16 protein-coding genes and 1 pseudogene are annotated in these 19,425 nt (G+C 65.2%); 12 read left to right on the top strand and 5 right to left on the bottom strand.

The genetic code is table 11. The features are described from left to right. Positions 1–175 precede the first annotated feature (175 nt). From MRS60_RS22960 to MRS60_RS22950, 3 genes are all read left to right on the top strand, one after another. On the top strand, positions 176–1,579 hold the full coding sequence (locus tag MRS60_RS22960; RefSeq protein ID WP_034180618.1) for an HdeD family acid-resistance protein: 1,404 nt from the start codon (positions 176–178) through the stop codon (positions 1,577–1,579). Between the two features lie 94 nt (positions 1,580–1,673). Continuing rightward, positions 1,674–2,252, top strand: a complete 579-nt coding sequence (locus MRS60_RS22955) for a hypothetical protein (RefSeq protein ID WP_243566751.1) — start codon at positions 1,674–1,676, stop codon at positions 2,250–2,252. Positions 2,253–2,492: 240 nt separating this feature from the next. Next, positions 2,493–3,224, top strand: a complete 732-nt coding sequence (locus tag MRS60_RS22950; RefSeq protein ID WP_034180616.1) for a ribonuclease T2 — start codon at positions 2,493–2,495, stop codon at positions 3,222–3,224. A gap of 243 nt (positions 3,225–3,467) precedes the next feature. Here the strand turns inward: MRS60_RS22950 and MRS60_RS22945 are convergent, their stop codons facing one another. Then, positions 3,468–4,058 carry an isochorismatase family cysteine hydrolase gene (locus MRS60_RS22945; protein ID WP_243566750.1) on the bottom strand — a complete coding sequence of 197 codons (591 nt, stop codon included), beginning with the start codon at positions 4,056–4,058 and terminating at the stop codon, positions 3,468–3,470. Between the two features lie 508 nt (positions 4,059–4,566). Between MRS60_RS22945 and MRS60_RS22940 the strand changes: the two genes are divergently transcribed. From MRS60_RS22940 to MRS60_RS22925, 4 genes are all read left to right on the top strand, one after another. Continuing rightward, complete coding sequence (locus MRS60_RS22940) at positions 4,567–5,520, top strand: LysR family transcriptional regulator (RefSeq protein ID WP_034180607.1); 954 nt, start codon at positions 4,567–4,569, stop codon at positions 5,518–5,520. Positions 5,521–5,583: 63 nt separating this feature from the next. Then, on the top strand, positions 5,584–6,993 hold the full coding sequence (tcuA, locus tag MRS60_RS22935; protein WP_243566749.1) for an FAD-dependent tricarballylate dehydrogenase TcuA: 1,410 nt from the start codon (positions 5,584–5,586) through the stop codon (positions 6,991–6,993). Beyond that, a complete protein-coding gene (tcuB, locus tag MRS60_RS22930; protein WP_279388976.1) occupies positions 6,980–8,194 on the top strand; it encodes a tricarballylate utilization 4Fe-4S protein TcuB in 1,215 nt (404 codons plus the stop codon). Before tcuA ends, tcuB begins: the two co-directional genes overlap by 14 nt. Positions 8,195–8,250: 56 nt before the next feature. Next, positions 8,251–9,570, top strand: coding sequence for an MFS transporter (locus tag MRS60_RS22925; protein ID WP_243566747.1), 1,320 nt, complete (start codon positions 8,251–8,253; stop codon positions 9,568–9,570). 63 nt (positions 9,571–9,633) lie between these two features. Here MRS60_RS22925 and MRS60_RS22920 read toward each other — a convergent pair. Then, a pseudogene (locus MRS60_RS22920) lies at positions 9,634–9,726 on the bottom strand (class II aldolase/adducin family protein); the annotation flags it as partial. A 508-nt stretch (positions 9,727–10,234) separates the two neighbouring features. Between MRS60_RS22920 and MRS60_RS22915 the strand changes: the two are divergent. After that, on the top strand, positions 10,235–10,711 hold the full coding sequence (locus tag MRS60_RS22915; RefSeq protein WP_231944133.1) for a DUF6678 family protein: 477 nt from the start codon (positions 10,235–10,237) through the stop codon (positions 10,709–10,711). Positions 10,712–10,846: 135 nt separating this feature from the next. Here MRS60_RS22915 and MRS60_RS22910 read toward each other — a convergent pair whose 3' ends face one another. Continuing rightward, on the bottom strand, positions 10,847–11,761 hold the full coding sequence (locus tag MRS60_RS22910) for a glutaminase (RefSeq protein WP_034180602.1): 915 nt from the start codon (positions 11,759–11,761) through the stop codon (positions 10,847–10,849). Positions 11,762–11,981: 220 nt separating this feature from the next. Between MRS60_RS22910 and MRS60_RS22905 the strand changes: the two genes are divergently transcribed. After that, on the top strand, positions 11,982–12,692 hold the full coding sequence (locus MRS60_RS22905; protein ID WP_243566746.1) for a response regulator: 711 nt from the start codon (positions 11,982–11,984) through the stop codon (positions 12,690–12,692). Positions 12,693–12,756: 64 nt separating this feature from the next. Further along, positions 12,757–13,920 (top strand): ATP-binding protein, encoded by a 1,164-nt coding sequence (locus tag MRS60_RS22900; RefSeq protein ID WP_217587921.1) that lies wholly within the window; start codon positions 12,757–12,759, stop codon positions 13,918–13,920. A gap of 39 nt (positions 13,921–13,959) precedes the next feature. Here the strand turns inward: MRS60_RS22900 and MRS60_RS22895 are convergent, their stop codons facing one another. Next, entirely contained in the window at positions 13,960–16,374 is a 2,415-nt protein-coding gene (locus MRS60_RS22895; RefSeq protein ID WP_105392180.1) for a patatin-like phospholipase family protein, read from the bottom strand. Between the two features lie 268 nt (positions 16,375–16,642). Between MRS60_RS22895 and MRS60_RS22890 the strand changes: the two genes are divergently transcribed. Then, on the top strand, positions 16,643–17,677 hold the full coding sequence (locus tag MRS60_RS22890) for a rod shape-determining protein (protein WP_034180600.1): 1,035 nt from the start codon (positions 16,643–16,645) through the stop codon (positions 17,675–17,677). A gap of 240 nt (positions 17,678–17,917) precedes the next feature. Next, positions 17,918–18,577, top strand: a complete 660-nt coding sequence (locus MRS60_RS22885) for a YdcF family protein (RefSeq protein WP_034180599.1) — start codon at positions 17,918–17,920, stop codon at positions 18,575–18,577. 611 nt (positions 18,578–19,188) lie between these two features. Here the strand turns inward: MRS60_RS22885 and MRS60_RS22880 are convergent. Then, a complete protein-coding gene (locus MRS60_RS22880; protein WP_243566745.1) occupies positions 19,189–19,422 on the bottom strand; it encodes a hypothetical protein in 234 nt (77 codons plus the stop codon). Between the last annotated feature and the right edge of the window lie 3 nt (positions 19,423–19,425).

Below are 19,425 nucleotides of genomic sequence, written 5' to 3'. Positions count from 1 at the left end.
TCCGCCATATCTTATTATTCGGCCAGAGCGGCGTGCGCCGGCCGCCATCGGTCATGTCGACAGCATGACGCGCCGGCAACGATTGCCGCGTTCCGACAGGCGCGTCGCACAACGCACGGTCGACAAGACAGGAAACGCGAGGCCGCGCGTTTCCCAAAAATGACACGAGGGCGCGATGGTACGACTGATCTTGCTGCTGCTGGGCATCGAATATCTGCGAACCCGCTGGCGCGGGCTGACCGTGCTTGGCTGGCTGTGGGTCGTCGCGGGCGTCGTCATCTTCGTCGACGCGCTCGACGGCGCGCTGCATTTCCCGATCGAGCTGTTTGCGTGGCTGTTCCTGATCGAGGGGCTCGCGACGCTCGCGGTGGCCGGCAGCGGCGTCGGCGGGCAGCGCATCCTGCGCTACGTGAAAGGCATCGTGGTCGTGGCGGCCGCGGGGCTCGTGTTCGCCGGGCATCACCATGGCCACTTCCTGCTGTCGATGATCTTCGGCACGCTGTTCCTCGTCGACGGGCTGCTGCAGTGCACGTCCGCATGGATGGTCCGCTACCGCCGCTGGAACGTCGCGTTCGCGTGGGGTGTCGTCGAGATCCTGCTGGCGATCTTCTTCTTCCAGCCGTACCCGACGCACTACGTGGGCACCGTGCCGTACTGCCTCGGCCTGCTGCTGATCTTCGGCGGGATGCACATGCTGAGCCTCGCCGCGCGCGTGCGGCGGCTCACGCGCAATCCCGCGTTCGCGACGTCGCCCGCACCGGCACTCGCGCCCGACCTCGACGATGCGCGCGGCCAGCCGAGTTTCGCGCAGTCCGAATGGGACGGCCCGCCGGCCGACGGCGAGCGCGCGCTCACCGTGCACGTATGGACGCCGACCGGCACGTCGAAGGCCGAAGCGCAGCGCTATCCGGTGATCGACCGCTATATCGCGGCAGTGGACGTCAACGGCGTGATCTCGACCGGGCACGCGGCGCTGGAGTCGCCGGAGGGCATCTATATCAGCCTGTATCCGGGCGTCGAAATCGATCGTTCTCCGGACGAATTCACGCGCATCCTGCGCGCCACGCGCGAAAACGACGTGCCGGGCCTGTTCCAGCCCGACTACGCGACCGAGTCGAAGGCGTGGTGCCCGTCGACCGTGCGCGTGCGCATCCGCAACTACGATCCGGCGAAGCTCGACGCATTCTGGTCCGCATACCGGCAGAACGTGACGTACAACCTCACGCACCGCAATTGCTCGAGCACCGTGTCGAACGCGCTCGAGGCCGCGCTCGACGGCGCGGTGTGGCGGCTCAAGGGCGCGCGGGCCGGGTGGGGCGCGTTCGTGCGGCTGCTGCTCACGCCCGAGCTGTGGGTCGCCGCGCAGATCCGCAAGCGCGCGGTGACGATGGCTTGGACGCCCGGCCTCACGCTCGACTATGCACGCGCGCTCAGCATGCTCGCCGACCCGCGGCCGTTCGCGTGGTGGAAGGTCGCACGCTCGGCGGTGAAGGCGATCGTGGCGTCGCGCCGCGCGTGGCGCGAGCAGGACAGCGCGGCGCTGTCGTCCGGCGGATCGGAGGCTGCGTCGATGAAGTGATCGCGTGGCGCCGGACAAGGGCCCGGCGCCGCAGGAGCCGCGACCGTGCGGCCCGGCGAGGTTGCCCGCCATCAGAACCCACAGACGAACGACGATGAACAAGACGAGCGCTTTCCGCATCCTGATTCCCGCTGCGCTGGCGCTGGCAAGCGCTGGCCTCGCGCAGGCGAGCACGGACGAAGTGCCGCGCATGAGCAACGACGTGTACCGGGTTTCGGTGTCGTTCTGCTCGAAAGTCGCGGCCGCCGAGAAGATCGAGTGCCAGGGCGACATGATCGCCTCGGGCAGCCGGATCGTCGCGGCGATGGGCGGGCTGCCGCCGGCGTCCGCCACGTCCATCGACGAAGGCGCGCGCAGCAAGCTGCCGGAGGCGGAGCGCAACGGGCTCGCACCGGTCGAGCCGGGTGCGATCGACAAGGACGACGACGCGGCCGGCCTCGCCGGCATGGTGCGTCTGTGCGATGTGTACGAATCCGGGCCGGCGTCGCGCGCACGGCATCACGCGGCGCTGAAGCAGCAGGCGCCGGATGCCGCGCCGCGCGTCGAGGCGTTGCTGGCGGATGCGTCGACGGCGGCGCGCCGGCGCGTCAGCATCGGCGTGTGGCAGATTCTCGTGCTCGAAGGTCCCGAATCGGTTGCGCGCGCATGCAAGCAGCTGGGGGCTGGATCGTGAGCAACGGCGTGCGGCGGCCGGAGTCGCGGCACGCGTCGGCCGTGTGCGATATCGGGAAGGCCGCGCCCGTGCCTGCTTTTCTCGATGGTTCCACGCGACGTGACGGTGCGTGCCCGCGCCACCGCACATAATTCGTCCACCTTCACATTCGTGCCACGTTGCGGCAGCAACAATCGCGGGCAGACATTCGACAATCTTGCGGCGCATCCCGCGACCGCAACCCTTTTCCGAGGAAACGCCATGCTCAAGACGCTCGCCCGCGCCGTTGCCGCACTCGCCGTCGCTTCCGCTTCACTGCACGCCACCGCGCAGACCAGCTACGACTACCTGTTGCTCGCCGCGTCGTGGGAGCCCGGCTTCTGCGCGTCGCACGACACGCCCGAATGCACGAACCTCGCCGGCTCGTATGCGGCGACGAGCCTGTCGCTGCATGGCCTGTGGCCGAACCGGTACGACGGCAACCAGCCGTTCTACTGCGGCGTGCCGCAGAACGACGTCGACCTCGACAACGCGCACCAGTGGTGCAGCATGGATGCCTACCCGATCAGCAGCGCGACCCGCAACACGCTGTCGACGTACATGCCGGGTGTTGCGTCGTGCCTCGACAAGCATGAATGGTTCAAGCACGGCACCTGTTCGAATTCGGCGTCGCCCGATGCGTACTGGAACCAGGCGTCCGGCATGATCAGCCGGCTCGGCAACACGTCGTTCAATGCGTACCTGCAGGCGAACGCAGGCAAGACGGTCACGCGTAACCAGTTGCTGTCCGCGTTCGAAGGCGCGTTCGGCAGCAATACGCGCAGCGCGGTGTCGCTGAAGTGCACGAAGACGAATGGCGTCAGCTATTTTACGGAAGCGTGGATCGCGGTGAAGACGAATGCGACCACGCAGTTCCCGAGCGCCGCGTCGCTCGTGACGGATGGCAATACGCAGGGCACGTGTCCGACGTCGGGGGTTTATATCGCGAAGTAAGAGGGAAGGCGGTCGACGTGCGTGATATCGCGCACGTCGTCGCCCGTTGCGGTTTCGACGGGATGACTGACCACGCAGCAGCCGGGCCGGTTCCGGCGCGTCGAGTGGGTGCTCGTGGTCGTCGATCGTGTCTGGCAGCGCATGTCGCGACACCGCCCCATGAGACATCCGCGACGCGCTGCTGGTCGGCGGTCGGTACCGTTCCCGCCAGCAGCGCGCTCTACGTGACGAACAATCGGTCCGTTAGCCGAGCAGCCGCAACGCATCCGCAAGCGCCAGCACCGTCGTGCGCGATTCGAACGCGGTGGAGAACAGATGCTCGTGGACGATCGGGTCCGGGTCGTAGCAGCAGTCCTTGACCGTATACAGGCGGAAGTCCGCGTCGCTCGCATGCGCGATCGACGACAGCATCACGCCAGTCGACGCGATGCCGACCATGATCAGCGAATCGACGCCTTGCGCGACCAGCCGTGCCTGCAGATCGGTGCCGAAGAACACGCTCGCGCGATGCGCGACGATCAGCGGTTCGTCGGGCTGTCGCGCAAGCTCCGGGCACGTGTCGTCGTCGACGAACAAGCCGAGCTGTTTGATGCCTTGGCCGTTCTTGTTGCGCGGGCTGACTTCCGGATAACCGGGGCTGAACCGGAGATTGGCGAACCAGACGCCGATGCCGCCGGCCCGCGCCGCGTCGCACAGCCGGCGCGTATTGGCGAGCAATTCGGGGGCGACCGACGGAAAGAGTCCGAGGATGTCGGTCTGGTAATGCATGACGAGCAGCGCGGTTTGAGACGGCACGATGGCCGTTGCGTGATCCGATGTGTTTTCCTGATTCATGACTGACGGCCCTCGATCATTGTTGGTTTTACCGCTGCATTTCTCGGTATCTGCGAATGCGTGCATCAGCATAGCAGCGGTCGCCGTCGCGCGAGTTCCGACTGGCGATCGATCCGCCGTGCGTTGACCGGGCTTGTCGAACCATCGCGTCACAGCCCGAGCGGCATCTGAAGCGTTCTGCTTCGCCTCTCGTGGAAGCTGGCGTTTCGCGCCTCAAAAGATCGACCGTCCCGAATAGGTCGTCAACCACTCCAGCGCCAACGTGCTGGAACTCCGGCAATATAAACTGACATGTAATCCGTCCTGCACTGACCGCGCGCAAGTGCCACGCCTCTCTCGATGACCGAATTCGGCTGCGGATTCAACCCGAGCCGTTGGAAGGTCATTCGAGAGTCCGTTTTCGCGCCGGTCGCAGACGCTATAGGGGACGCGTTGTGGCGCCTATGCCGAGGATTGTCCGACGACGTTCTGTCAAAATATCCGCCTAATCCTTCTGACCGGTCACGGAATGGAACTCAGACAGCTACGCTATTTTCTCAGCGTCGTGGAACACGGAAGCATGGGCAAGGCAGCGCTGGAACTCGGCGTGGTGACCTCGGCATTGAGTCAGCAGATCAGCCGTCTCGAAGGCGAACTGTCCACGCGTCTGCTGCAACGCACCTCGGGCGGCGTCGTTCCGACCGACGCAGGTCTGGCGTTCTGGCGTCAGGCGCAACTCGCGCTGCGTCATATCGACGATGCAGCGCTCGCTGCACGCTCAGCACGTCTTTCGGGCCATGTCAGCGTCGGCATGGCGCCGAGCACGGCGAGCGTGCTAGGTGTCGCATTCATGCAGGCCATGCGCTCGCGCTATCCCGATGTGCGGCTGCACATGGTCGAAAGTCTCTCCGGCTATCTTGCGTCCATGCTGAGTGCGCGTCAGATCGATCTCGCCGTGCTGTTCCGTGAGGAGTCCGCGCAACGCTGGAGCGTGCTGCCGCTGCTGGACGAGCGGCTGTTCCTGATCGGCATGGGCGATCTCGATGGCATGCCGACGAGCGCATCCGTCCGGCTGAAAAATCTCGGCAGGCTTCCGCTCATTCTTCCCAGCGGCACGCACGGGCTGCGTTCGCTGCTGCTATCAGCGTTCAGGCGCGCCGAATACGAGCCGAACATCGTCGCCGAAGTCGATGGCCTTGCGCTCCTGATGGACTTCGTTCGCACCGGCATCGGCGCGACGATACAGCCGGGCGCGGCGCTCGCAAGGCCCGAGAATGTGATACTGACGAGCGTGCCCGTCGCGGAGAAATACGCCACGCGGCCCAACATGCTTGCCAGCATCTCCGACGACGAACTGTCTCCCGCCGGTCTCGCTGCGCGCGTGGTGCTCGCCGATGTCGCCCGTCAACTGGTGCGGGAAGGCCGTTGGCCTGGTGCGCGGCTGCGGGAGCCTCCGCCTTCACAAAAAGTGAAGACCCCTTGACGGCTGGCTGGTAGCGACGCGGGCACGAGACCTTTACGATTTGTCCAAAAGGAGACAAGTCTGATGGTCGATGTGCTCGTAATCGGAGGAGGCAATGCCGCGCTGTGTGCCGCATTGATGGCGCGCGAAGCGGGCGCCTCGGTCCTGCTTCTCGAATCCGCGCCGCGCGAATGGCGCGGCGGCAACTCGCAACACACGCGCAATCTGCGCTGCATGCACGATGCGCCGCAAGACGTTCTCGTCGATGCCTATCCGGAAGAGGAATTCTGGCAGGACCTGTTGAAAGTCACCGGCGGCATCACGAATGAGCATCTCGCACGCCTGACGATCCGCGCGTCGTCGTCGTGCCGGCCGTGGATGCAGAAGCACGGGGTGCGCTTCCAGCCGCCGCTGTCCGGCGCGCTGCACGTGGCACGCACCAACGCATTCTTCATGGGCGGCGGCAAGGCACTCATCAACGCGTATTACCGCAGCGCCGAAGCGCTCGGCGTCGATATCCGCTATGAAACGCCCGTCGATTCGCTTGAACTCGACGGCAGTCTCTTCATCGCGGCGCGCAGCGGCAGCCAGCGCTTCGAGGCGCGCGCCTGCGTGCTAGCGGCGGGCGGCTTTGAATCAAATCGCGAATGGCTGCGCGAAGCGTGGGGGCAAAACGAGCGCGGCGAGTGGCCCGCTGACAACTTCCTGATTCGCGGCACGCGCTTCAACAAGGGCGTGCTCATCAAGCATATGACCGACGCCGGTGCGGACATGATCGGCGACCCGTCGCAGTCGCACTGCGTCGCCATCGATGCACGCGCGCCGCTGTATGACGGCGGCATCTGCACGCGCATCGACTGCGTGTCGCTGGGCGTCGTGGTGAATCGTGACGCCGAGCGCTTCTACGACGAAGGCGAGGATTTCTGGCCGAAGCGCTATGCAATCTGGGGACGGCTCGTTGCGCATCAGCCGGGGCAGATCGGCTATTCGATCATCGACTCGAGGGCAATCGGCCGCTTCATGCCGCCGGTGTTTCCGGGCGAAAAGGCCGACACGCTGCCGGAACTCGCGCGCAAGCTCGGCCTGCCGGAAGCGCGCTTCATGGAAACGCTCACGCGCTATAACGATTCATGCCGCGACGGCACCTTCGACCACACCGCGCTTGACGACTGCAACACCGAAGGCCTCGCGCCGCCCAAAACGCACTGGGCGCGCCGCATCGAGACGCCGCCGTTCTACGGTTATGCGTTGCGGCCAGGCATCACGTTCACGTATCTCGGACTAAAGACCAATGACCGCGCGCAGGTGCACTTCGGCGGCAAAGCCAGTGAGAACCTGTTCGTGGCCGGCGAAATGATGGCTGGCAACGTGCTCGGTAAGGGCTATACAGCGGGCGTCGGCATGTCGATCGGCACGGCCTTCGGGCGCATTGCCGGGACGCAGGCCGCGCGCGCCGCACTCAAAACAACGGAGGCAACCAGTGCAGCAGTCTGACCCGCTCGCGCCCGAACGCACGCGCACGGTGTTATCGGTCGATACGAAAAAAACTTCACACGGCAGCACGGCGCGCGTGATCCCCATTGTGGCGATGAGCGCCGGCGAAACCGAAGTGGCACGGCAGATGCAGATCTGCAACGCCTGCCGCTACTGCGAAGGCTTTTGCGCCGTGTTCCCGGCCATGACGCGCCGCCTGGAATTCGGCAAGGCGGACGTCAACTATCTGGCGAATCTCTGCCACAACTGCGGCGCGTGCTATCACGCGTGCCAATACGCGCCGCCGCACGAGTTCGGCGTGAACGTGCCGAAAGCGATGGCCGAAGTCCGGCTCGAAACCTACACCGAATACGCGTTTCCCGCGTCGTTCGGTGCGCTGTACAAGCACAACGGCCTGACTGTGTCGGTTGCACTGGCGGCCGGACTCGCGCTGTTTCTGCTGCTCGGTACTGCATTGCACGGCGGCTTGTCGGGCGATGTCGCACCAGCGGACTTCTACTCGATCTTCCCGCACAACCTGCTCGCGGCGATGTTCGGCATCGTTTTCCTGTTCGCCATTCTCGCGCTCGGTATGGGCGTCACGCGCTTCTGGCGCGACGTGTCGGCAGGAACGGCGAGCGCGAGCGCGCCGGCCGTCGCGGAAGCGGCCAGGAACGCGCTGACGCTCAAGTACCTGGACGGCGGCCACGGCGACGGCTGCAACGAAGAGAACGATGCCTTCACGCTGGCGCGGCGCCGTTTCCATCACCTGACGTTCTACGGCTTCATGCTGTGCTTTGCGGCAACCGCAGTCGCGACGCTCTATCACTATGCATTCGGTCTGGAAGCGCCGTATCCGTTTCTGAGCGTGCCGGTGCTACTGGGAACGGTGGGCGGCATCGGACTGATTGCGGGGCCGGCGGGACTGCTGTGGCTGAACCTGAAACGCGTTCCGGAGCGGGGCGATACCCGTCAGCGTCCGATGGACCGCGGCTTCATCGCGCTCCTGCTGCTGACGAGCGCATCCGGTCTCGCGCTGCTCGCGCTCCGCACGACCTCGGCGATGCCGTCGCTGCTCGCGATTCATCTCGGCATCGTGATGGCGCTGTTCGCCACGCTGCCTTACGGCAAGTTCGCGCATGGCATCTTTCGCTCGGCGGCGTTGCTCAAATCGTCGATAGAAAAGCGGCAACGCAACACACTGAGCCTCAGTTCGGATTAGCAGTCACTAGGGCGCCTTGGGGCGCCCATCACTATAGACAAGAACCAGGAGACGAAATGAACCGCACAGAATCGATCGCCGCTACGCCCGGCGTTTCGCCCATGACGAGGGCCGCCGCCGTGTTGCGCGTGACCAGCGGCAATTTCATCGAACAGTTCGATTTCTTTCTGTTCGGCTTCTACGCGACATCGATCTCGAAGATCTTTTTCCCGTCCACCAGCGAGTTCGCCTCGCTGATGCTCACCTTCGCCGTGTTCGGCGCGGGCTTTCTGATGCGTCCGCTCGGCGCAGTCTTTCTCGGCGCGTATATCGACAAGGTCGGACGGCGCACCGGGCTGATCGTTACGCTGTCGATCATGGCGAGCGGCACTATTCTGATTGCCTGCGTGCCGGGGTACGCGACCATCGGCCTGCTCGCGCCAGCGCTCGTGCTGCTCGGGCGTCTGTTGCAGGGCTTCTCGGCGGGCGCGGAACTTGGCGGCGTGTCTGTCTATCTCGCGGAAATGGCGACGCCCGATAACAAGGGCTTTTACACGAGTTGGCAGTCGGCGAGCCAGCAGGTCGCTATCGTCGTAGCGGCGGCCATCGGTTACGCGCTGAACCAGTGGCTGTCCGCGCAGCAGATCAATGCATGGGGCTGGCGCGTGCCGTTTTTCATCGGCTGCGCGATCGTGCCGTTCCTGTTCATGCTGCGCCGTTCGCTGCAGGAGACCGCAGCGTTCGAAGCGCGGCGGCATCATCCGCAGGCGCGCGAGATTTTTGCGATGCTGCTCGGCAACTGGCGCACCGTCATCGGCGGCATGCTGCTGACGGCGATGACCACCACCACCTTCTATCTCATCACCGTCTATACGCCGACCTTCGGGAAGTCGGTGCTGAAGCTGTCCACCTCCGACAGCCTGATGGTGACGCTGCTCGTGGCTGCATCGAATTTCGTCTGGCTGCCGATCGGCGGCGCGATCTCCGACCGCATCGGCCGCAAGCCGCTGCTGCTCGCCATTTCCGTGCTGGCGATCTTTACGGCTTATCCGGCGCTGTCCTGGCTCGCCGATGCACCGAGCTTCGCGCGCATGCTGATCGTTCTGCTGTGGTTCTCGTTCTTCTTCGGCATGTATAACGGCGCGATGGTCGCCGCACTCACCGAAGTGATGCCGGTCGAAGTGCGCGTCGCGGGCTTCTCGCTGGCGTTCAGTCTCGCGACGGCGCTGTTCGGCGGCTTTACGCCTGCGGTATCGACGTATCTGATTCAGGTCCTGCATGACAAGGCCGCACCAGGCTACTGGCTGAGCTTCGCTGCGCTCTGCGGCTTGTGCGCGACGCTCAGGCTGTACCGTCGCCGCGCGGGCAGCAACGCGTCGTCGGCATCGCCGGCCTGATAGCGATTGCATCGGCGCGTTTACGTAACCCCGGCTTCGCACAGGGCTTTCGCTTTTCCAGCGGCGACAAGAAGGGTCGATGCGGTCCAGCTTGCGCAGCAACGCAGGCCACTCCATCTTGCCGTAAGAGCGGCGCGTCTGCGGCTGATAGCTCATGTGCCCGGCGCGCAGATTATGGGTTGAAGGCCTATTCGACTGACCGACGAGTGGGCTTGCCGGGAATTTTTCATCTGCATGTCGGCAAACGATCATCGGAACGTGCGGCTGGCATTGGCCGCATTTATCGATCACCTGTTGACGGGCTGATTTTACCGGCTCACATGCCAATGGCTGAGCGCTTTCATCAATTCGTTGCATCGACGGGTTGAATCCGCAGTCGATTGCTGCCGATGGCCGAATTCCCCATTGAGCGCGCCGGCGCGCGCCGATATTCACCAGCCGCCGTTGCGCCAGATGAGTCGCGCTTAACTTCGCCCCTTCAAAAAATCGACCTCCCCGTATACGTCGTCAACCACTCCAACGCCAACGTGCTGGTACTCCGGCAATATAAACTGATATGTAATTCCTCCGGCACAGACCGAGCCAGCAAGTGCTACACCGCCTTCGACGACAGGGTTCGGCCAGTTTTGGTCACTCGACCTCAGTGCTTGGATCGTCGACAATCATGCGAAAGCGCATCGCATCCCGCGTGACTGAAACAGGTGAGTACATGCAGTCTGATCTTCCTATGGCTGATGCCGTGCCACGTGGTATCGACAAGGCAAAAATTCTATTCCAGGTGCGCAACAAGTTTGCCGGGGCACTGGCCAATGACACAAAATGGAACGAGCTGATTTCTTTCATGCGCGGTCTGGACGGATGGCGACCTTCTTACCGTTCAAAATGGATCAACGGCCATGTGTCGGGGTGGGATGTCGAGTGGTTCTATCACCTGCCGTTTCCATTCGTGGGGGTCGAGTGGATTGATATCGGGTTACATGAGCAGGCTTCGCTCAGGCACGAGGTCATCGATCACTCAGTGCTTGTTTTGAGTAAGCTCGCGGAAATAGGCTTCGAATTTGAGGCGAAAGGTGACGTTGCCAGAGTCTGGGGCTATGCCCCGAAGTCTTATGAAGACTTTCCGCCAAAAGCATTGCTCTGACCGACTCGGCGCCAGTCAGAAGCGATGCAGATCGGAGTGCGAGAATTTTCGGCGGCTCGAGCTTGCTCGTCCGACTTGGTAAAAATTTCTCGGGCAAGACTGTGCTTAGGGACTTGAGCGTCTTGCTTCGCCGCCTCAAAAAATCGACCTTCCCGTATAAGTCGTCAACCACTCCAGCGCCAACGTCCCCGCCAGCGAATTCCCATTAGCATCGAGCCCCGGCGCCCACACGCACACGGCCATCTCCCCAGGCAGCACCGCCACGATCCCGCCGCCGACGCCGCTTTTCGCGGGCAGCCCGACGCGATACACGAAATCGCCGGCCGCATCGTAGGTGCCGCAGGTCAGCATCAGCGCCGACAGCCGCTTCGCGGAACTCGAATCGACGATCCGCTCGCCGGTCACCGGCGCGACGCCGCCGTTCGCGAGGAACAGCGCGGCGCGCGCCAGCTCGACGCAGTTCATCGTGATCGCGCACTGGCGGCAATACGCGTCGATCACCGTGTCGGGCGGCATCTGCATGTTGCCGAAGCTCGCCATGAAGTGCGCCATCGCGCGGTTGCGCTCCGCGTGCTGCAGCTCCGACAGCGCGACGCGCGAATCGTAGTCGATATCGGTCGCGCCGATCAGCCGCCGCACGAATTCGACGAGCGCCGTCTCGGCCTTCACGAAGCGGCGGCACAGCACGTCGGTGACGACCAGCGCGCCGGCATTGATGAACGGATTGCGCGGCTTGCCGCGCTCGCTTTCGAGCTGCACCAGCGAATTGAACGCGGTGCCGGACGGCTCGCGGCCGACCCGCTCCCACAGCGCATCGCCCAGCAACTGGAACGCGAGCGTGCACGCGAACAGCTTCGAGATACTTTGGATCGAGAAGCGCTCGTGCGCGTCGCCGACCGTGTAAACGTTTCCGTCGAGCGTCACGACGGCCATCCCGAACTTGTCGGCAGGGATTTTCGCGAGTTCGGGAATATAGTCGGCTACCCGTCCCTGGCCAATCCAGGGGGCGAGTTCGGTGTGGATGCGATCGAGGATGGTCTGGTAATTCATCACGTCAGGCAGGGTAGATGCGTGGCCCGGATTCCGGCGAGCCCGTATGGAACCGTCCCGGCGCCGATTCGTCAAGCGTGGCCGGCATCGCGCCCTTATTTTCAAGACCGGCAAACGGGCAAGCGGCGGGCGCAGTATCATGCGGTACGTTTCGGCCGATGGCCGGCGTCCGGCATCGGCCGGCGCCGCCGCGGCTACCCCGATGACCCGACCGCTGCCCATGTCTTTTCGCATCCTGCTCGTCGAAGACGACACCCGCCTGTCCACGCTGATCGCCGGCTACCTGCGCAAGAACGACTATGAAGTCGACACTGTGCTGCATGGTGACGCCGCGGTGCCGGCGATCCTGTCCATTCGCCCCGATCTCGTCATTCTCGATGTGAACCTGCCGGGCAAGGACGGCTTCGAGATCTGCCGCGAGGCGCGCAAGCAGTACGACGGCGTGATCATCATGGTGACGGCGCGCGACGAGCCGTTCGACGAGCTGCTCGGCCTGGAATTCGGCGCGGACGACTACGTGCACAAGCCGGTCGAACCGCGCATCCTGCTCGCGCGGATCAAGGCGCAGCTTCGCCGCGCGCCCGCACGCACGGTCGAGAGCGTCGCGTCGCAGCCCGAACGCTATGCATTCGGCAAGTTCTCGATCGACCGCACCGACCGCAGTGTCGTGCTGCCCGACGGCAGCACGCCCGATCTGACGTCGGCCGAATTCGACCTGCTGTGGGCGCTCGTGTGCCATGCGGGCGAGGTCGTCAGCCGCGACGACCTGATGCTGCAGTTGCGCGGCGTCGAATTCGACGGCCTTGATCGTACGATCGACGGGCGCATCTCGAAGCTGCGCCGCAAGCTGCGCGACGACGCGAGCAACCCGCAGCGGATCAAGACTATCCGCAGCAAGGGTTACCAATTCAGCAAGCACGCGTGGGAATGACGCCGCCGTCAGGCGACGCCGTCACGTTCCGCGCCAGCAATCCGCCCGCCAGCCGGGAGCCGCGATGATCCGACGAACCCGTTCGCACGCCGATGCACCGCCGTTGTCGACGCTGCGCTATGTCAAATGGCGCTGGCTGCATTTCCGTCGCGCGTGGACCGATACGCGCGCCGACCGCATTCCGAGCTGGTCGCGCCTTTACGTGCGCACCTACCTGCATCTGCTCGGCCTCGTGCTGCTGACCGCGCTCGTGCCGGCGCTCGCGCTGTGCGTCGAATTGTCGCCGCAGGTGGTGTGGCATGCGTTCGACGCGCTGCCGGGCGATATCTGGATCGTGCTCGCGTTCGTGTTCGCGGCGCCCGCGCTCGCCGCGTACCGGTGGATGCGGCCGGTCTGGTCGGATCTCGTGATGGTGCGCGAACGCGCGATCGACTTCACCGGCGGGCGCTTCAACACGCGTGCGCGCGAATCGCACAGCGTGATCATCGGCCCGCTCGCGCGGACGCTGAACGCGCTCGCGATGCGGATGGAGCGGCTGATCGCCGCGCAGCGCGATCTCACGAACGGCATCTCGCACGAGCTGCGCACGCCGCTCGCACGCGTGCGCTTTGCGCTGGAGATGCTGCGCGAGCCCGCTTCTGCCGCGGAATACCAGGGCGCGCTCGAGAGCATCGCGCAGGACGTGACCGAGCTCGAGGAATTGATCGACATGAGCCTCACGTTCGCGCGGCTCGAATACAGCTCGCTGCAGTCGAACCTCGAGATGACTGCGCCCGTCGCGTGGTTCGAGCACCAGGTCAACGACGCGCAGCTGCTGTATCCGGAGTGCACGATCGAGTCGCGCGTCGCGCTCGAGTCGAACCTGCGCGTGAAGATGGACCGGCGGCTGATGTCGTACGCGATGCGCAACCTGCTGCGCAACGCGAGCAAGTATGCGCAATCGCGGATCGTCGTCGGCATCGCGATGGAGCACGGCAACATCGGGATCTTCGTCGAGGACGACGGCCCCGGCGTGCCGGAGCAGGAGCGCGAACGGATCTTCGACGCGTTCGTGCGGCTCGACCGCCGCACCGGCGGCTACGGGCTCGGCCTGTCGATCACGCGGCAGGTGCTCCATGCACACAACGGCCGGATCGCAGTCGTCGATCCGGTGGAGCTCGGCGGCGCGCGCTTCGAGATCAGCTGGCCGATCGGCACGGCGCGCGCCGCGGCCGGCCCGTCGTCCTGACGGCGGGCGCAACAGGCCGTTTCGCGCGACGCGGGCGCATCAGTACGTGCGGCCGAGCTGCAGGTAGAAGTTGCGGCGGCCGCCGGGCGCGAGCGCAACGCCGATGTAGACGGGCCCGAACGCGGTCGACAGGCTCGTGAAGAACGTATAGCTCTGCTTGAGCGCGCCGCCGCCGATCTGCTGGCCGCTCGACCAGACATTGCCGACTTCCGCGCTGGCGCCCACCGACAGCGCCTTGACCGGCGACGCGTTGAACGTCATCAACTGATTCATGTAGGTGATCTGGCCGTACGCGAGCTCGTTGCCGTTCAACTGGTCGGCCGCATAGGCGGACAGATGCTGGAAGCCGCCGAGCGTGAAGTTGAAGGCATTGATCAGGTTGGTGCCGCCGATGCTCTTGCCGCCTTCGATCGTCGCGCTGACGCTGTGCCGGCCGAACTGCTGCGCAATCATCGCCTTGCCGTAGATCTCGGTGTAAGGCGCGTCATTGATCCCGTCGTCGAACTCCTGTGCCGATCCTCCGTTGCGCGATACCAGCGAGCGTTCGACGCGCAGTTCGGTGAAATAGCCCTTGCGCGGGAACATCGGATCGTCGAGCTGGTCGATGACGAGCCGCGCACGCGCGGTCAGCGCCCGCGACGTGAAGCTCGGCCACAGCAGCGCCTGGCTGTTGCCGTCGTCGAACGGCAGGTTGTAGGTCGGCGAGCCGTGCCCGGTCACGTAACCTAGACCGATCCGGAAATCGCCGAGCCGCGCGATCGGCAGGCCGAGATCGAGCCCGGCGCGCGCGGTCTGCATCAGGTACTGCGTGACCTTCACGTCGCCGGTGTTGTCGTACAGGTTCGCGTAGCGGCGCTGGTATTCGGCGTAGGGCGCGACATAGACGCCGTACGCCATCGGCAGCGGCTGGCGCAATTCGACGCGCGCCGACTGCAGGTCGCTGCCGATCGTCGTATCCGCGCGGAACTCGAGGCCCGATTCGGTGAGCCAGGGCCGCCGGTAGCCGACATGCAGGCGGAAGCCGCCCTCGTCGGTCGAACTGCTCGACATGCCCAGGCCGAACAGCAGGAAATTCGGCCCCCAGTATTTCTCGCGCGCATTGATCTCGAGCACGTTGTCGTTGCCGTGGCTCACGACCTGCTGGGTGACGCTCTCGAAATTGCCGCCGGTCGTCAGCCCGAGCAGATCCTGGCTGACGGACTGCGGATCGTAGAGGTCGCCGGGCTTCACGTGCAGCGCATCGCTGACGACGCGCTTCGGCACGCCGCCGCTCGTCTTGATCTCGATGCGCGTGATCCGGACCGGCGGCGGCAGCGGCTGCGCATGCGCGGAGCGGTAGGCGGCGTATTCGTCGGGGGGCAGCGCGTAGCGCTTCAGGCGCGGCAGCGCGGCGGTTGCCGCCGCTTCGCCGGCGGAGATGGCCTGGCGCGCGTTCTGGAAATCGGTGAAGCCGAGCGAGCCGAGCTCGGGCGTGAGCAGCACGTCGTTCGCGGTGATCTGCCGGCGCTGGGCCGACACGTTCTGGCGAATCAGGATACCGACCATCTGCTGCATCACGTCGGCGGGCGACGCGAGCGCGTCGAGCGGGCGCAGCTGCGAGCCGATGTCGACGGCGATCACGACGTTCGCGCCCATCTGCCGTGCGGTGTCGACCGGCAGGTTGCTGACGAGGCCGCCGTCCACCAGTGCGCGGCCGTTGATCTCGGCCGGCGCGAACAGGCCGGGCATCGCCATGCTCGCGCGGATCGCGAGCGGCAGCGAGCCGTGGTCGAGCACGACCATCTGGCCCGTCTGCAGGTCGGTCGCGACCGCGCGGTACGGAATCGGCAGCCGATCGAACGGCTGGTTGGTCGGCACGGAGGCGGTCCAGTCGGCGAGCAGCGCCTGCAGCCGGTTGCCCTGCACGAGGCCGACCGGCGCCTTCACGCCGCTTTTGCCGAAGCCGAGCGTCAGGCCGTTGATGTACAGGCGTTCGTCTTCCCGGCTGGTTTGCGGCAGGTCCGCGCGGTCCGTCACGTCGAACGCGATATCCGCGAGGTTGACCTCCGACAGGCGCTTCTGCATGTCGTCGGCGGCCATCCCGCTCGCGTACAGGCCGCCGACCACCGCGCCCATGCTGGTGCCCGCGATGCAGTCGACCGGGATGCGGTTTTCCTCGAGCACCTTCAGCACGCCGAGGTGCGCGTAGCCGCGCGCGCCGCCGCCGGACAGCACGAGGCCGATCGACGGGCGGCCGGCCGGGCCGCCGTCGGCCGTGCAGTCGTGCGTGGCGGCGGGCGTCGCAGCGGGCGTTGCGGCGGAGGCAGCGGCCACCGGCGTGCCGGCCGCAGCGGGGGCGGGCGCGGTGGCGGTGGCCGGCAGCGGCTGCGCGGCGACCGTGCAGCACCAGAAGGCGACGAGCGTCGTGCAGAGCGGGCGCACCCGCGCCCAGCGGGAGGAAACGTTCGCTGTCATTGAGGAAATACCTGGCGTGATCGGGCGTCTGAAGCCTGCCGGGAGCAGGCAAGACCGAGAGATTACCGTGTTTTACAGGCGCAACGCGAGAGACCGTTTCGGAGTCCGACACCCTCGAAGTACTGGTTTCGGCAATTTCGTCGCGAAATAATCATCGGAATTGGCTAAAGTATCGGCACGATTTGCCGCTAACTTCATGATGGGGCGGCAGGCGCGCCGCGGGGATGCGGCGGGGCCGTCCCGGCCCGATCGTTCAAAAAGGCTTGATATGTCGACACCGCTGTTCGGAAAGTTGTTTGCGCAACCCGTTGCGATCGACCCTGGGACGGCGAGTACGCAGATCTATACGCACGAGCGCGGCGTGGTGCTGAACCAGCCGTCGGTCATCTGCTTCCGCAAGGCCGGTGCGAACGACGCGCGGCCGACGCTCGAGGCCGTCGGCGAGCGTGCGAAGGCGCTGCTTGGCCGCGAACCGGGGCATCTCGAAGCCGTGCGGCCGATGCGGCACGGCGTGATCGCCGACGCGCACGCGGCCGAACAGATGATCCGCAGCTTCATCGACATGTCGCGCACGCGTTCGCGCTTCGGCCGCCGCGTCGAGGTCACGCTGTGCGTGCCGTCCGATGCGACGGCCGTCGAGCGCCGCGCGATCCGCGAGGCCGCATTCGCGGCCGGCGTATCGGAGGTCGAACTGATCGAGGAATCGCTGGCTGCCGGGCTCGGCGCGGGCCTGCCGGTGACCGAGCCGGTCGGCTCGATGGTCATCGACATCGGCGGCGGGACGACCGAAGTCGCGGTGATCGCGCTCGGCGGCATCGTCTACCGCGAAGCGATCCGCGTCGGCGGCAGCCAGTTCGACGCGGCGATCGTGAACCATGTCCGCAACCTGTACGGCGTGCTGCTCGGCGAGCAGACGGCCGAGCACGTGAAGAAGACGATCGGCTCGGCCACCAGCGCGGTGCCGCGCACGACGACGCGCGCGGTCGGGCGCAGCATCAGCGACGGCCTGCCGCGCTCGGTCGAGCTGTCCAACCACGACGTCGCGGACGCGCTGGCCGCGCCGCTCAAGCAGGTGATCGGCGCGGTGAAGTCGGTGCTGGAAAACGCGCCGGCCGAGCTCGTGACCGACATCGCGAATCGCGGCGTGGTGCTGACGGGCGGCGGCGCGCTGCTCGCGGATCTCGAACGCCTGCTGTACGACGAGACGGGGGTGATCGCACGGATCGCCGACGAGCCGGCCACCTGCGCGGTGCGTGGCGCAGGCGAGGCGATGGGGCGGTTGGCGATGTGTCCGGCCGATTGACGCGGTTCGATTCGGGCCGGGCCGGGCATCGCTGCGCAACGCAGCCATTCACATTCTTTCGATCTCCGTAGCGCCGGCCCGCCCGCCAGCGCAAAGCGAGTCGGTCTTCTTTCCAGCAGGTCGGTAACGGCCCGGCATCGGCCGGCAGCGTGGACACGCGCGAGCGCGCCGTGCTAGCGTTACGCGCCCATGCCGGGCCGGGCCGGCCGATACGCCCGACGACCTGAGAGACCGAAAACCTTGAATTACCAAACCAAACGGGGCTTTGCGGCCCGGGCGGGCCGCCTGCTGGCCGTCGTCGCATGCATCTGGGTTGCCGCGGCCGTCGCGCTCGTCGCGTACGGGATGCGGATGCCGAGCGAGCCGGCCGACGTCGCCGTGATCTTCGGCAACGCGCTCGACGACACGGGCGCGCCGAAGCCCGTGCTCGCGGCCCGGCTCGACGTCGGCGTGCGCTGCTACCGCACGGGGCAGTGCCCGGCGTTTCTGGTCAGCGGCGCGATCGACGGCCCCGGGCTGAACGAGGCGACGGCCATGCGCGACTATCTCGTGGCGCGCGGCGTGCCGGCCGACCGGATCGCCGTCGACGACCAGGGCGACAACACGCTCGCGACCGCCCAGCACACGCTTGCGTACCTGCAGGCGCACCGCCTGTCGCGCGTGCTGATCGTCAGTCAGTACTACCATCTTGCGCGGGCGCGCCTTGCGTTCGAGCGCGTCGGCATCGCGCGGGCGAACATCTCCGCCGCGTATCCGCGCCGCTTCCAGTTGCGCGACGTCTATTCGAGCTGGCGCGAGGTGCCGGCCTACGCAGTATATGCAGTGCGTCTGTGGGCGAATCCCGACGCGCGGCCGGTCTCGTTCCGGCCGATGCTTTACCTGATGAGCCTGTTTTCATAAGACGGCGCACGGGGGCAAACGCGTCCGGCGCCTGATTTTCTCCTTCCTTCGGGCTTCCTGCCGTTTCACGCCGGATGCGGCGTTGTTTCCATTGTTTTCTCGCCGGCCGCACGGATGTCATCGGTGCCGGACAGGCGATAACGATTCGCGTTTCAGCTTTGATGCAAGACGGAAATCGAAACGATTTGGCCGATTGCATGCAAGTCCGTTTTTTATCTGTTGTTAAACGGACGCTGATTATCGGTATCGGCGATTCGCCGGCATGGAAATGCTGCGCCGCAAAATTCGTACGCGTTGAATTGAAGCCGCATATTAGCGTTTTTACGGATGCTGCGATTCCGGTGTTTTTGCGAAAAATCAAAATAAACAGGCGAAAAACATGCGGAGAACCGCAGAAAGCATGTGGCGGCGGGTAAAAAATACATCCATCTTGGCCCTGATCCGATGGGTAAACATCGACTGGAAAATGGCGTGAGTTTGATATAGCCTTGTCTGACAAAAAGCAGGGAAGTAATCAAATCAACCAAAAATTCGCTGCAGAGAAACAGGGGCCGCCATCATGTCATTCGACTAGTTTCGCGTCCGCAACCCGGGGCTGATTAAAAACTTATTCATGAATATGCCGACGTCGCATTGCGACCGCCGGTGTGCACGCCTTTATTCGCGATTTTCTGCTGCGTGCCGTCAGGTGCAGCCGCAATACCAAAACCAATATTGAGGGAAAGCATGAATCTTGCGCGTTCGAAAAAAGCCGGCGAGCCGTTTCCGAGACTGCTGTTGCCGACGGGTGTTTTCCTGGCGCTGTCCGGCGCCGGCGTCGTTCCCGCCCATGCGACCTGCAGCACGGC

The organism is Burkholderia pyrrocinia (assembly GCF_022809715.1).
In the GTDB taxonomy this organism is placed as follows: domain Bacteria; phylum Pseudomonadota; class Gammaproteobacteria; order Burkholderiales; family Burkholderiaceae; genus Burkholderia; species Burkholderia pyrrocinia_C.
This window is presented reverse-complemented; position numbering and strand designations above follow the sequence as displayed.

What these genes read in the sequence shown, in the direction of transcription:
- MRS60_RS22960 (WP_034180618.1), top strand. Translation starts at nt 176, where the DNA reads ATGGTACGACTGATCTTGCTGCTGCTGGGCATCGAATATCTGCGAACC.
- MRS60_RS22955 (WP_243566751.1), top strand. Translation starts at nt 1,674, where the DNA reads ATGAACAAGACGAGCGCTTTCCGCATCCTGATTCCCGCTGCGCTGGCG.
- MRS60_RS22950 (WP_034180616.1), top strand. Translation starts at nt 2,493, where the DNA reads ATGCTCAAGACGCTCGCCCGCGCCGTTGCCGCACTCGCCGTCGCTTCC.
- MRS60_RS22945 (WP_243566750.1), bottom strand. Translation starts at nt 4,058, where the DNA reads ATGAATCAGGAAAACACATCGGATCACGCAACGGCCATCGTGCCGTCT.
- MRS60_RS22940 (WP_034180607.1), top strand. Translation starts at nt 4,567, where the DNA reads ATGGAACTCAGACAGCTACGCTATTTTCTCAGCGTCGTGGAACACGGA.
- tcuA (WP_243566749.1), top strand. Translation starts at nt 5,584, where the DNA reads ATGGTCGATGTGCTCGTAATCGGAGGAGGCAATGCCGCGCTGTGTGCC.
- MRS60_RS22925 (WP_243566747.1), top strand. Translation starts at nt 8,251, where the DNA reads ATGAACCGCACAGAATCGATCGCCGCTACGCCCGGCGTTTCGCCCATG.
- MRS60_RS22915 (WP_231944133.1), top strand. Translation starts at nt 10,235, where the DNA reads ATGCGAAAGCGCATCGCATCCCGCGTGACTGAAACAGGTGAGTACATG.
- MRS60_RS22910 (WP_034180602.1), bottom strand. Translation starts at nt 11,761, where the DNA reads ATGAATTACCAGACCATCCTCGATCGCATCCACACCGAACTCGCCCCC.
- MRS60_RS22905 (WP_243566746.1), top strand. Translation starts at nt 11,982, where the DNA reads ATGTCTTTTCGCATCCTGCTCGTCGAAGACGACACCCGCCTGTCCACG.
- MRS60_RS22900 (WP_217587921.1), top strand. Translation starts at nt 12,757, where the DNA reads ATGATCCGACGAACCCGTTCGCACGCCGATGCACCGCCGTTGTCGACG.
- MRS60_RS22895 (WP_105392180.1), bottom strand. Translation starts at nt 16,374, where the DNA reads ATGACAGCGAACGTTTCCTCCCGCTGGGCGCGGGTGCGCCCGCTCTGC.
- MRS60_RS22890 (WP_034180600.1), top strand. Translation starts at nt 16,643, where the DNA reads ATGTCGACACCGCTGTTCGGAAAGTTGTTTGCGCAACCCGTTGCGATC.